General features: G+C 35.0%; 15 protein-coding genes and 2 pseudogenes. 3 read left to right on the forward strand and 14 right to left on the reverse strand.

Annotated elements, in window-relative coordinates:
- Window positions 1-7: 7 nt before the first annotated feature.
- The 6 genes from J2Y03_RS21905 to J2Y03_RS21930 all read right to left on the reverse strand — a co-directional run bounded on the left by J2Y03_RS21905 (window position 8) and on the right by J2Y03_RS21930 (window position 3,006).
- On the reverse strand, window positions 8-145 hold the full coding sequence (locus J2Y03_RS21905; RefSeq protein WP_310198284.1) for a heavy-metal-associated domain-containing protein: 138 nt from the start codon (window positions 143-145) through the stop codon (window positions 8-10).
- 19 nt (window positions 146-164) lie between these two features.
- A complete protein-coding gene (locus tag J2Y03_RS21910; RefSeq protein ID WP_310198287.1) occupies window positions 165-407 on the reverse strand; it encodes a hypothetical protein in 243 nt (80 codons plus the stop codon).
- 245 nt (window positions 408-652) lie between these two features.
- Window positions 653-850 carry a hypothetical protein gene (locus tag J2Y03_RS21915; RefSeq protein ID WP_310198290.1) on the reverse strand — a complete coding sequence of 66 codons (198 nt, stop codon included), beginning with the start codon at window positions 848-850 and terminating at the stop codon, window positions 653-655.
- Between the two features lie 353 nt (window positions 851-1,203).
- Window positions 1,204-2,406 (reverse strand): macrolide family glycosyltransferase, encoded by a 1,203-nt coding sequence (locus tag J2Y03_RS21920; protein ID WP_310198293.1) that lies wholly within the window; start codon window positions 2,404-2,406, stop codon window positions 1,204-1,206.
- Window positions 2,407-2,642: 236 nt separating this feature from the next.
- Window positions 2,643-2,855, reverse strand: a complete 213-nt coding sequence (locus tag J2Y03_RS21925; protein ID WP_310198295.1) for a DUF1093 domain-containing protein — start codon at window positions 2,853-2,855, stop codon at window positions 2,643-2,645.
- 4 nt (window positions 2,856-2,859) lie between these two features.
- Complete coding sequence (locus J2Y03_RS21930) at window positions 2,860-3,006, reverse strand: hypothetical protein (RefSeq protein WP_310198296.1); 147 nt, start codon at window positions 3,004-3,006, stop codon at window positions 2,860-2,862.
- A gap of 221 nt (window positions 3,007-3,227) precedes the next feature.
- Between J2Y03_RS21930 and J2Y03_RS21935 the strand changes: the two are divergent.
- A pseudogene (locus J2Y03_RS21935) lies at window positions 3,228-3,368 on the forward strand (response regulator); the annotation flags it as partial.
- On the opposite strand, the gene J2Y03_RS21940 reads toward J2Y03_RS21935, so the two are convergent.
- From J2Y03_RS21940 to J2Y03_RS21960, 5 genes are all read right to left on the reverse strand, one after another.
- The gene (locus tag J2Y03_RS21940; RefSeq protein ID WP_310198298.1) at window positions 3,362-3,595 is read right to left on the reverse strand and encodes a hypothetical protein; all 234 of its coding nucleotides are present in this window, start codon (window positions 3,593-3,595) and stop codon (window positions 3,362-3,364) included. The pseudogene J2Y03_RS21935 and the gene J2Y03_RS21940 overlap by 7 nt on opposite strands.
- 38 nt (window positions 3,596-3,633) lie before the next feature.
- Window positions 3,634-4,629, reverse strand: a complete 996-nt coding sequence (locus tag J2Y03_RS21945) for an HNH endonuclease (protein WP_310198301.1) — start codon at window positions 4,627-4,629, stop codon at window positions 3,634-3,636.
- 93 nt (window positions 4,630-4,722) lie between these two features.
- On the reverse strand, window positions 4,723-5,049 hold the full coding sequence (locus J2Y03_RS21950; RefSeq protein ID WP_310198305.1) for a nucleoside triphosphate pyrophosphohydrolase: 327 nt from the start codon (window positions 5,047-5,049) through the stop codon (window positions 4,723-4,725).
- 59 nt (window positions 5,050-5,108) lie between these two features.
- Window positions 5,109-5,414: an Ada metal-binding domain-containing protein gene (locus J2Y03_RS21955; RefSeq protein ID WP_310198307.1), complete on the reverse strand. Its 306-nt coding sequence runs from the start codon at window positions 5,412-5,414 to the stop codon at window positions 5,109-5,111.
- A 284-nt stretch (window positions 5,415-5,698) separates the two neighbouring features.
- Complete coding sequence (locus J2Y03_RS21960) at window positions 5,699-6,142, reverse strand: carboxymuconolactone decarboxylase family protein (RefSeq protein WP_310198309.1); 444 nt, start codon at window positions 6,140-6,142, stop codon at window positions 5,699-5,701.
- A gap of 278 nt (window positions 6,143-6,420) precedes the next feature.
- Between J2Y03_RS21960 and J2Y03_RS21965 the strand changes: the two are divergent.
- Window positions 6,421-6,798 (forward strand): annotated as a pseudogene (locus J2Y03_RS21965) (LysE family translocator); the annotation flags it as partial.
- 247 nt (window positions 6,799-7,045) lie between these two features.
- Window positions 7,046-7,498, forward strand: a complete 453-nt coding sequence (locus J2Y03_RS21970) for a C40 family peptidase (protein WP_310198311.1) — start codon at window positions 7,046-7,048, stop codon at window positions 7,496-7,498.
- Between the two features lie 317 nt (window positions 7,499-7,815).
- Here the strand turns inward: J2Y03_RS21970 and J2Y03_RS21975 are convergent, their stop codons facing one another.
- From J2Y03_RS21975 to ltrA, 3 genes are all read right to left on the reverse strand, one after another.
- Window positions 7,816-8,076: a hypothetical protein gene (locus tag J2Y03_RS21975; protein ID WP_132093887.1), complete on the reverse strand. Its 261-nt coding sequence runs from the start codon at window positions 8,074-8,076 to the stop codon at window positions 7,816-7,818.
- A gap of 284 nt (window positions 8,077-8,360) precedes the next feature.
- The gene (locus J2Y03_RS21980) at window positions 8,361-9,470 is read right to left on the reverse strand and encodes a glycosyl hydrolase family 18 protein (protein ID WP_310198313.1); all 1,110 of its coding nucleotides are present in this window, start codon (window positions 9,468-9,470) and stop codon (window positions 8,361-8,363) included.
- A 331-nt stretch (window positions 9,471-9,801) separates the two neighbouring features.
- A partial coding sequence (gene ltrA, locus J2Y03_RS21985) for a group II intron reverse transcriptase/maturase (protein ID WP_310198316.1) occupies window positions 9,802-11,397 on the reverse strand: 1,596 nt, incomplete at its 5' end.

Raw genomic sequence — 11,397 nt, forward strand, 5'->3', positions numbered from 1 at the left:
TCACTATCTAGTAAAATTGGTATGTTAGTGCTGGATTGTTGATTCGTTCATCTTTATCCAAGGCTAGACTGATATTTGCTTGAAAGATTCCTTCCACATTGCCGAGTCCTTTCTCAATGCGGATGGCGCAAGATGCACAGGTCATCTTTTGCTGTTCCGAATAATTACTCTTTTATTTTACTGATGGACATCTTAGCTAAGCACTCCTTTTCATCGTAAAAATCATCGATAAACAGAAAAGTGATAACAGCGCGCTGATGAGATAGATGGGCGTAAAATCGTTTTGATAAAAAGTAAGAATCATCCCTGCTATTGTTGGTCCCATTGTTGAACCAACCGATCGAAATAAACTTAAAAATCCAATGGCGCAACCCATTTTCATTCGTCGGAATATTCTGGATTACCATGCAGTTAAGTTGCCCTCCAATGATAATGCCTACATCAAAACCAAGAATCGCTACCTAGCATTTGTAACTCAATTATTCTATAAATTATTAAATTATCCCTTCCTCTATTAATCTGCTTGCGTTATTCCAATAAGTAAAAGGTTCATTTTTAGCTTGGGATATGGCCTCCAAAAAAAGGGCCCATCGAATAATTTGATGGACTCTTTTGAGGAGATTTTTTAAGTGAAATTTAAACCTCCAAATAATCAGGGTAAAAAAGATCCACATATTTCATTTGTACTCTTATTGTTCAAAGAAGCATTTTCGTTTAATTGTTGATTAGTGGATTTGACGTGTTCTTGATCTTTAAACTTCACTTTGTTTGGAAACAGTATATCGAATAATACACCAAACAGTACAATGGCTAATAAAATTCCCCAAAATAAGTAAGCGATGCTTGACATAAAATACCTCCTTCATTAAATTTTTCTAAAATTCAATTAATGTTAATTTTATTATACTAAATAAAATACAATTATTGGTAAGTGGATTAAAATATCCCCCACACTTGTTTCATTTTCGTTTCGCTATACATCCAGTATCACAGCAAATATTTTTTCTTCTTCTACTAACCTTCCCTATTAGTCCAGTAACAAAAAAGATTACCGTAGCGATTCCGTTCTTTAACTCTTGCACCGTTACTTTAAGTTTATAACTTCACAATCAAGCTTTTAAAAATTAACTCCTTTTTCACTTATTAATGAAAATGGAGTTGCTGTAAAAAAAACACAAATAAAGGTAGCTGAGGAATTATAATTTAAATATCATATTTACTTTTAAATTCAAAAATCTCATCAACAGCTTGGTGATATCCACCCGATTTTTGAAAAAATCCCCTTACATCTAAAGCAGCTTTATGGAAAGATTCGTTGTTTAACACATGATTTGCGGATTCATATAGTTGATTTGCATTCAAGCCTTGCATTTGTAATTTAATACCTGCACCGATATTAGCAACTTGGCTGGCAATGATTGGCTGATCTGCGCTTTGCGGGATTACAATTAGCGGAACCCCGTAATAAAGACCTTCATGGGTACTGTTCATTCCACCATGTGTAATAAATAATTTACTATACTTTAGTACCTCAGTTTGTGGTACATAATTTTTTACAATGAAGTTTTTAGGTATCTCCCCTAAATCAGACATTAGAGTTTTTTCCCCAATCGACATGACAACGGTATGATTAGTGTCCCCAAATGCCTTAATAAAAAGTTTATAAAAATCAAGGACTTGGTTAAAGACAGTACCCAGTGAAATATAAATTGGTCTTTTACCTTTGATTGCTGTAAGGTCAAAGTTTGATTCAATTAATCGTGTAGAAATGGATGGACCTATAAATTTGTATGTTTGGTCGAATGCTCCTCCAAAAGGCTGAAACTCCCTAGTTGTATAAACGATTGTAAGTGGTGCAGGATTACAAAAAACTTCGTAATGAGAATAGATCTCGACATCATATTTTTCCTTCACCCTTGCCGTCAGTCTTTGATATTCATCGTTTATCTCTTTAGCCACTTCTGTAGGAATGTTTGTAGAAAGCTGATCCAACATGTTATCGAATGAATCCTTTGTCTCCGCAAAGGTAGTACAAGAATTGATTGCCGGGAGCTTAAGGATTTGAGCAAGTAAACGCCCACAACCAAACATGGAATCATGGATTATGTAATCAAAATGTTCTCCTTCAATCTGTTCAAGCACGTTTGGTATGACAATATCTGCCGTAAGTAAAAGACCGTTAATTCTTTCAAGTAAATAATTTCTTCCACCCGAGATAAAGGCTTTTATAAATTTTTGACCGTCCAATGTTCGTACAGTAGCTCCCGTCTTCTCAATTCGCTCTCGAAAAGCTTCTATCGTAAAGTACACTACCTCTTCGTCACGCGAAATAAGCTCTTGCACAACTCCAATTGTTGGATTGATATGTCCCTCTGATCCAGCATTAATAAATAAAACACGTGCCATTTTCACCACTCCTTTACTAAAATAGTTTCTAGTTTGTGTACGAGTAAGGGGACACAGTCTAGTGCCATTGCTACCTCAAATAATGGAATTAAATTTATCATAGTACACTACATTAAAATCTCAAACTTACGGGCAAAATAGTTCAATACGCGCAAACGTACATTCTGTTTATAGATCAAAAAAAGGACCAATCTTGGGTCCTTTTTCATCTAATCAAAATGACAAAAACCTATCCTCTAGTCCGTCTTCACATGATTTAGCTTGTCCATAATTTCACTAGGCACTTCCGGCTTAGCTACTTCAGACCAGCCACCACCATAGCCTCCTTCCGCATAGATTTTTAAGTACGCATCTTGGCACAGCTTTCGGTCGATGACTTTGACGATCTTTTGTTCGTTGCCATTTTCATCATAGCCGGTGAATGTGTAGCGATAGTGGTTATTCCACATTTTTTCAACCCTGTTCCGTTGATTTCACATAATAAAGTACATCTGACTTAAGCATCCAATCTGTACGCGGCTTAATACCAGATGTTGATTGTTGAATGACAACATAGCCCCCAAATAGTATAACGACAATAACAAGTATTCCGGAAATCATTTTTTTCGTTAACTCCTTTTTTTATGATGGTACTGATAGTGTATAAAGAATGATAGAAATAAGAAATTGAATAAGCTTACAGTTATCTTACATCCATGTAATGTTTTTTTGTTCTTTTTTAAAAGGATATGGGATAATTCACAGGGAAAGGAGTGGGCAACGTGCAAAAGATTTTAATTATTGAGGATGACCCTAAAATTGCGGAACATCTGCAATGATACATAAATAAATACGGGTTTGAGTCGTTCATCGTGGCTGATTTTGATCAAGTGATGGATGATTTTCAGAAGCGTAAACAAGACCTGGTTTTATTAGATATTAATCTACCTAGCTATGATGGCTATTATTGGTGTCGTCAAATATTCTTCTTTTCCGCGTAGCTGGGATTCCGGGCATCACTATATGTCGTTGCAAGTGTAGAATCATAGCTTCTGACTATAAACTCTTCTCCAAGAGTCACCCCTAATGAGTCAACAAATCGTTGGAATAAAGGCTTAATTACTGGTGATACCTCGTCAAGTACCTTTCGACACCGAATTTCTGTATTGTCTTCATTAAACAGAGACTGAAAATATGTAAGATCTAACAAAACTTCACCCACTTTTATTAAAATGCATTATTAAAGTTTTATATAATTATCTTTTTCGGCAACCAAATATCAGTAAACCCGTTTTCAACTGAATAATAATATAAATCCTTTAGTTTTTTGGTGGTATAGACTTTCATGTCTTCCCTTTTTCTAAGTTCCGGAATCGTAATTAGGGTATCATTTCGTTCTATTACGGTTTCTAAAAACAGCTTATTGGCCAATTTATCACTCTTTGATAAATTACAAGCGCTGCACGCGATAACAAGATTCCAGAGTTGATCTGCCTGAACAAAGCTCCAAGGAATAAAGTGGTCCACATGTGCATTTTCTTTCTTGATTGCTTTCCCACAATAAAAACATTTCCCATTATAAAAGGAGGAAAGTACTTGGTAAAACTGATCCAATGAAGACCGCTTAGAGACGTTTTCAACCTTTAATAAAAGGTTCGTGGTGTCACCTTTTTCATTGAATTTTTCTAAAAATAAAGCAAGATGATAATTCGTTAAATAATTTAACACCCGTTGGAACCGCTGCATAAAAGAATAAAAAGTACTATTAAGTCTTAGCTGTTCCTTCCTATTATCAAAATCATAAATGGTATACTTCGTGTCGCCATATAAAGCACCCATCACATCATTCTTGCATTCTTTCTTCACTTTATAAATTATTTCTAATTGCAATTCATTAGAAAGCTTATCAAAAACAAGAGTTTTTGGAATTTGATACTTTGACTGAGCATTATGAAGTATATTTTGTACCCTAGCCTTTTTATTCTTCATATTAATTTGATTAAGATTATGATGGATAACCAGATTCCAATATATTATGGAAAAGCTCGAAAACAAAACTGAATAGTTTAATTCCAGCTTTTCATTAACATTGTATAAGTTCTCTAGTATGGATTTAATCAAAACAAATTTGTAGGTAGTCGAATTCTTTGATTTTGAAGAGAAAATGTAATTAAAATGTGCCCATATTTCCTTATCGGTTAAATAGGAAGCTTTCATTTCTCCCACTTGTAATTTATAGCTCATGCGCCTTCACCTGCTATGCTGGTATCGATATTGATTATTTTTTCAATCTGCCTTCATTTTTACTACCATTTTCTTCATATATAAATTTTTGAATTACTCATCTTCAACCTGAATAAAAAAGATTTTTTCTTCGAATCTACCGCGCTTTTCTGCCTTTTGTCGGCGTACTTCCTCCACTTTTTCAAACGAAGCACCATGACATTTGGCTAAAGCATGAATGATTTCAAGTAGATCTGCTAGCTCTTCGATAGCACGCTCATCATTTTCCGCATTTACATATTCCTGTAATTCTTCAAAACTCTTATTTTTCAGTTCCTTTATATATTCTTCATCTTTTAATGTTCTAATAGTAAACTTTTTGCCGGTCCTTTCGATTACTTGTGGTATGCGGTCGCGCACCAATTTATTATAAATAGGCATACAAGGTACCTCCAAAAAGTAGTTAACTATATTATAACGAAATCTAGTATAGTTAGTATTCACTTCTTTTCTTGTTGACTCTTCCAAATGGCATACTTTTCAGGCAGGCACGATGCACATGGTCTGAATCCTGCTGCAATCGCTGTTTGCTCATCTGCAAAAAAGACTCGATTATTAACATAGCCACCTTTATTTAATGCGCGAATTGCAGAAGGACAGTCCATTCGTCCATAAACTTTAGTTTTGCGGTGTCCGCCATAAGTACCTGGAGTTATACTCACATAGGGTCGCTTATCAGCGCCTATAAGTGTATATGTTTTTTGAATTTCCCCAGTTTCTGAAATATCATCTTTCCTCTTCCCCATCCAATTTGCTCCTACTCTTTTATTTTATATTAATTATACAATATTCCATTTAATGTTTTAGATGATTACAGCCAATAAAATGTACCACCTCTGCCATGTTTTTCACCAGCAGTTTTGCCATGATATATACCAATTGCTGCCAACGCGTTTACCAATAGGATAAATTAAATGATTTTGAAATATAAAAAAGCCTAATCCCTCCATGTTTTTTATCGAGGAATTAGGCTTATGATCTTCCATAAACGCGCCCGATTGCGGAAGATTAAAAATGCGATTTAGAGTAATTATTTTTCAGTGGCTCTATTGCCCATTGCAATAGAAATTCTATTCCAACTGTTAATTTGATTAATTATTAGAACAAGGTCAACATACTGTTTCTCATCAAAATGTTCACGCACTCTTTGATAAAGCTCATCAGGAACACGTAATGTCGGGATTAATGTCACATGCTCTGCCAACTCTAAAGCTACTTTTTCTGCTTCTGTATAGAATTCACACTCTTGCCAAGCACTAACACAGTATATTCTTTGTTCTGTTTCACCCATTTTTCGAGCATCTGCTGTATGCATATTCAAACAATATGCACAGCCGTTAATTTGAGAAACACGAATTTTAATAAGCTCACGAAGTTTTCGTTCTAGTGCTGTCGTTTTCGTGTATTTTTCCATATCCATCATGATTTTCATACCATCAGGAGCAAATTCATAGTAAGAAACTCTTTGGCTCATAAAGCAAGACCCCTTTGAATTAGTATAAGACTATTATACACTGACAAGAATATCTATACCATTTTTTAAGGAATTGCTCTACCATCTGGTCCTATTGCTGAAAAAGAAAAAATCCTGAATATCAACGCAGGATTATTGATAAAACATTATTATAAATCTTCCATTATTTTAAGTTTTTCAGAAATACTATTTACATCCTTAGCCTTTTCAAAAATAGTTCGTTTTAATAATAATTCCGTGATTCCTTCCCTCTTTTATTTAAGGGATTACCCGGACTCATTAAGACATTATGGTCTTTGAAGAAAAAGGAAGAAGCAGCAAGCCTTGAGATGAACACAAAAAGCCAGTTTGTAAACACGTCTTGTTTTAAACAAGGCTTCCTTACAAATATACTTAATCCCAAAGTTGCTGTCTTTTTCTTAACATTTTTGCCTCAATTCGTTGACTTTGGAAGCAATACCTTTTTACCGTTTCTAATAATGGGTATCACTTATACTGTATTGACTGCCATATGGTTTTTACTTTATGTCTATTTAATTAATCAGATTAGTGCTTTTATGAAAAAACCTACAACACAAAATATTGTTGAAGGAATTACAGGTACTATACTGATAGGTTTTGGTATAAAACTAGCTCTTGAAAAGACCCATAATTAGATTATTTTTTAATATTAGGTAAGACCCTTGATTTTCATAAATCTAAGGGTCTTACTTTTTTGTCAAAAATCATTTGTTTTTTGTTGGCTCTGTTAATGAATGCTTTTGATATTCTTATTGAACAATAGGAGACAAACATAAAATTATATCAAAATAATTTTTAATGAATTTGTAATTTTGCTGTGATATTACTGTTACACCTTTCTAGTATATTTAAACTACCAAATCACACTAGGAGGTAACAAACATGCTTAAGAAATTCGTCGTAGCTTTTGTCATTATAGTTTCTTTCAGCTCTTTGTTTGCTAACATGGGTGATAAAGTGGAAGCAGCTTATTATCATACAAAAGCAGTTTCGGTTGCGAAGTCTAATATTGGAGTACCTTATCAATGGGGCGGGATGTCACCAAGTGGTTTTGATTGTTCAGGACTTATTAAGTATTCTTACGCAAGGGCTGGAAAAACACTAAATCGCACAGCCGCCCAAATGTTCTACGGTAACGGATATCGTATCTATAATTATATTCAACCAGGTGATTTAATGTTTTATGCTCCAACCAAGGCAAGTAGCCCAACACATGTTGCCATGTATATCGGGAATGGTAAAATGATTATGGCTTCTTCATCAAAAGGAGTCATGATTACAAGCACAAACAACCCATATTGGCATCCAAGATATGTTGGAACAAAACGCGTTTAAAGACCATCCTTACTAGATGGTCTTTTTCTTATCCATATATACTAGTTCATCTCAAAAAAATGGTTCAATAAGCCTAATCTCTTATTGAACAAACGCCCCTCTTACTTTAAGTAGAATACTTCTAAATCTCCCATAATAATCGAGCAAGATAAGGTAATGAAAGTTATAGGGAGCTTATGTCGCTAATCTCCCCTTTACCAGAATAACAAAAGTCGTTGAACCTTGTTAAAAAAAGTTAAAAACTTTATAGTGCTATATTTGAAGCAGGAAGGTAAAAACCTCAAAGCATAAAAAAGAGGAGAGTGTGTCTCTCCTTGTTACTGAGGTTCATGTCCGTTAATTGGCGAACCAGTTGAAGTATGTTCATTTACCCAATCAAGAGATACCTTTGAAACGGCTGACCAATTAGGGATTTGGTTGCTATGATTCTCTACCCAACTCATACAATATTGCGGGTCTATACTCTTTTCTAGGCATTGTGCTAAGAAAGACTGAATGTTTTCCTCAGTACAGTTTTCCCATGAACCACACGTTTCTGCCCAAATGCGTTCCATTTCCTGTTTGATATCGTTTGCCATATTTGATTCCTCCTTGAATTGAATCTGACTAAATAAGTTTGTCCCAGGACAAGAAATATATAACAGAGTTTTTTAGATTTAGAGTAAAACAGTTCGGATCTTTAAGGAGAGTAATGTCACAGGACGTTCATTATCTACATTGACGTAACCTCACCCGTAGCTGAATAAGAAAAAGCCACCAAGAATTTTTCGCAGCTGGATCTTCGTATCGAACCCCCGTTAGTTCAAATTCAAACTTGACACTTTCATCTGAAGCATTCCTTGTTTCTTGGAAGACCATTCGATCACTTTTTTACTTTTATTTTCTCAGGTATGGTCGTCCAGTAATTTGGGTCTTCTAAGCCAAGTCGCCAAATCCCGATTCCCCGTAAGTTATATTTTTCTACAAGGTCTAGCTTATGCCGCAGACTATCGCTATTCTCAAACCAAACCTGGTGGCTATGTTGTTCTTCATCTACGTAACCGAAATGAGGTGTTTGCGAACGGGAGTCCCATAGAACATTAGCTTTATATTTTGTTTTCTGACCCATTAAATATTCATAGGAGCTATACTTGGCTTCGCCTGCTGTTGTATCCCAGTCCCATCCATAACCTGCGATACCGAGTAAAATTTTTGATGGTGGTACTTCATGTTTCAAAGCATAACGAATCGTTGCTTCTGTCCAATCGACTGATGCTGATGACCCGGGTTCTGTTCTTGGGTTGTGTTCATCGTATGTCATAATCATTAACCCATCTGAATATTGACCAATCTTTTCGTAATCAAACCATGGTGACCAGGGATTAGCACGGGAATCACCTGTGTTTGCCGGGACCGAAACCGTAACCACTTTTCCATCTCGATGAAGAGCATCAGACAATTTTTTTATCAGCAGACTAAAGGAATCTCGGTCATTCAAATACAAATTTTCCATGTCAATATTAATGCCGTCATATTTAAACTGATTCATTTCATTCCGTAAGTTCTGAATGAAAACATCGCGGTTTTTATCGTTTTGGAGTATATTACTCGCTACCTGCTTTCCCTTCTCCTCGGTTTCATAAAAGAGATTATGTATAACCATATATACCTTTAGTTGTTTTTCATGAGCACTCTGAATAACCATTCTTTTATTATCTACTGTAACTGAATCTATAAGATTGCCTGGTCGTTTATCATCGAGCTTATACCAAAAGGGTGCAATGATACTTAAATTAGTGAATTGTGAGTTAACTGTAGGTTGAGACCCTGGTAATGTTCCTTCCTGTTCTGTATAGAAACCTAAAACCTCTCGGGGAGTTTTATTCGTCTTGTATTCTTCCTCTTTTCTTTGTGACTGACTACAGGAAGACATTAGTAAAAAGACCATGCTTAAAGAAATGATAGTGAATGACCGATAACTATTTTTCGCCATAATACACCTACTTCTAATTTGTATACTTCTTAAGTTGTTTAGAAAAGTTGCAACTTATTCACGAATTGACCATTCGGCTTTCGGCCGTCACCTAACTGTCTACGCTTAAAGACTAAAGTTACCTTTAGCCCTCCAAGACTCGCTACGAGTGAATGGCTAGTTCTTGCTCGACGGGAATCCCACCCGCTATATGATACGACCTAGGCTCGGCCGCACACCTGCCACGTTAGCTTAATAGCAATAGGTAAGATTTTGATGTAATCTCCATCTTTTCCCCTGCTCCACACCCAACGTGCGATTTTCACCGCATTAGGCGTTCCATCTTATTCTCTTAGACTAAAGCAATTAAATTACAAACTTTACGAAAATGGTTTAGCTTCTTCAATTGTTTTCCATCTAATTGAAGAATGTTCCTATATCGTTCAATCGTCTTTTCACTTGTAGCATGGATTAATCTATGTACATCTTCATGTACGATTACAAGATTGCTAAATTCATCTGTCCCCCCCATATGTCGGGGTAACTTATGGTGACAGTGCAGCTTATCGGATGTCAAAAATCCCCCTGTTACAGCACATTTTCCTAGTTGCATAGAGTACCTTGAAATTTTGTTATCTGCAAATTCTAAGTTGTCTTTACCGTAAGGTATTTGTAACATCTTGTTTATTTGTATGGCAATGTCAGCCCTAAGATTTTGATGAAGTTTAAGCCTTCCTTCTTTTGTATAGTCACATATATCTTGACTGAAGTTCATAGCATTGCTTGTTTGTGTATCACCTAAGAGAAATAAATACAAACCAGCAATTTTATATGTTTTGAAATTATTCTTATGAAGTCTCTTGTATGTTTCCGATGGATTAATTGGTTTTCCATACTCCCCAATTGATTTTAGACGATTATACATGGTTTTAATTAGACGATAGGCTATTTTTCCAAAGTCTTTATTGATATGAGTTGCGATCTTAAAGTAATTTTTAATTCCGAGAATATAAACGTTATAATCCATAACAATTATTGGTGTTGGCTTATTTTGAATTTCGCGAATTAAATACCTAAGTTTTTCTAGTATTTTTTTCTTCTTGTTATCTGAAATGTGTGTATTGGCTACGTATTTATTACGCTTGGATACTGCTTTGAGAGAAAAACCTAGAAAATCGGATTTTCTTTTTCTTAGATTAGTAATCGCAGATTTCTCGGAAGATATATCAAGGTTTAATTGATTTTTTAGATATTCTTTGGTGGCGTGATGTATTCTTATAGCTGATTCATGAGAATTTGTGAAAATCTTGAAGTCATCCGCATATCTGACGATATACATTTGTTTGAGATTCGTTTTCTTTAACGCTCTAGTCTTACTATTAGGTGCATAAGAATGTTTTAGTTTTAAGCATTCCCATTGGTTAGCTATCCACCAATCTAAATCATTTAAAACAATGTTCGAAAGAAGGGGGGATAGGATACCTCCTTGCGGAGTTCCTTTAGTTGGAACGCCTATGCCTTTTATTGGTGCCTTTAGCATTTTTGAAACAATGGCTAATACTCTTTTATCCCGTATTCCTATACTGTACATTTGTTTAATTAATTTTGAATGGCTTACATTGTCAAAGAAACCTTTTATATCAATGTCTACTACATGATGTAACTTCACATTATTGACTAAGAACTGACATCTAGCCATTACATGATGAGTTGACCTATTTGGTCTGAAACCGTATGAATGGTGATAAAATTTAGCTTCACAAATTGGTTCTAATACTTGTTTGAACATCTGTTGTATTAATCTATCTCTCATAGCTGGAATTCCTAATGGTCTTTTCTTTCCATTCGCTTTAGGTATTTCAACTCTTCGTACCGTTTGAGGTTTATAATTCTTTAATGCTTTTCGAATTACTTCAATAAATTCATCAACGTTTTCAATTTTATATTT

Source organism: Neobacillus niacini (assembly GCF_031457145.1).
Classification (GTDB): Bacteria; Bacillota; Bacilli; order Bacillales; family Cytobacillaceae; genus Neobacillus; species Neobacillus niacini_J.

Bases quoted from the DNA above. Each gene is read 5' to 3' on its own strand.
- J2Y03_RS21905 (WP_310198284.1), bottom strand. From the start codon at position 145: ATGACCTGTGCATCTTGCGCCATCCGCATTGAGAAAGGACTCGGCAAT.
- J2Y03_RS21910 (WP_310198287.1), bottom strand. From the start codon at position 407: ATGGTAATCCAGAATATTCCGACGAATGAAAATGGGTTGCGCCATTGG.
- J2Y03_RS21915 (WP_310198290.1), bottom strand. From the start codon at position 850: ATGTCAAGCATCGCTTACTTATTTTGGGGAATTTTATTAGCCATTGTA.
- J2Y03_RS21920 (WP_310198293.1), bottom strand. From the start codon at position 2,406: ATGGCACGTGTTTTATTTATTAATGCTGGATCAGAGGGACATATCAAT.
- J2Y03_RS21925 (WP_310198295.1), bottom strand. From the start codon at position 2,855: ATGTGGAATAACCACTATCGCTACACATTCACCGGCTATGATGAAAAT.
- J2Y03_RS21930 (WP_310198296.1), bottom strand. From the start codon at position 3,006: ATGATTTCCGGAATACTTGTTATTGTCGTTATACTATTTGGGGGCTAT.
- J2Y03_RS21945 (WP_310198301.1), bottom strand. From the start codon at position 4,629: ATGAGCTATAAATTACAAGTGGGAGAAATGAAAGCTTCCTATTTAACC.
- J2Y03_RS21950 (WP_310198305.1), bottom strand. From the start codon at position 5,049: ATGCCTATTTATAATAAATTGGTGCGCGACCGCATACCACAAGTAATC.
- J2Y03_RS21955 (WP_310198307.1), bottom strand. From the start codon at position 5,414: ATGGGGAAGAGGAAAGATGATATTTCAGAAACTGGGGAAATTCAAAAA.
- J2Y03_RS21960 (WP_310198309.1), bottom strand. From the start codon at position 6,142: ATGAGCCAAAGAGTTTCTTACTATGAATTTGCTCCTGATGGTATGAAA.
- J2Y03_RS21970 (WP_310198311.1), top strand. From the start codon at position 7,046: ATGCTTAAGAAATTCGTCGTAGCTTTTGTCATTATAGTTTCTTTCAGC.
- J2Y03_RS21975 (WP_132093887.1), bottom strand. From the start codon at position 8,076: ATGGCAAACGATATCAAACAGGAAATGGAACGCATTTGGGCAGAAACG.
- J2Y03_RS21980 (WP_310198313.1), bottom strand. From the start codon at position 9,470: ATGGCGAAAAATAGTTATCGGTCATTCACTATCATTTCTTTAAGCATG.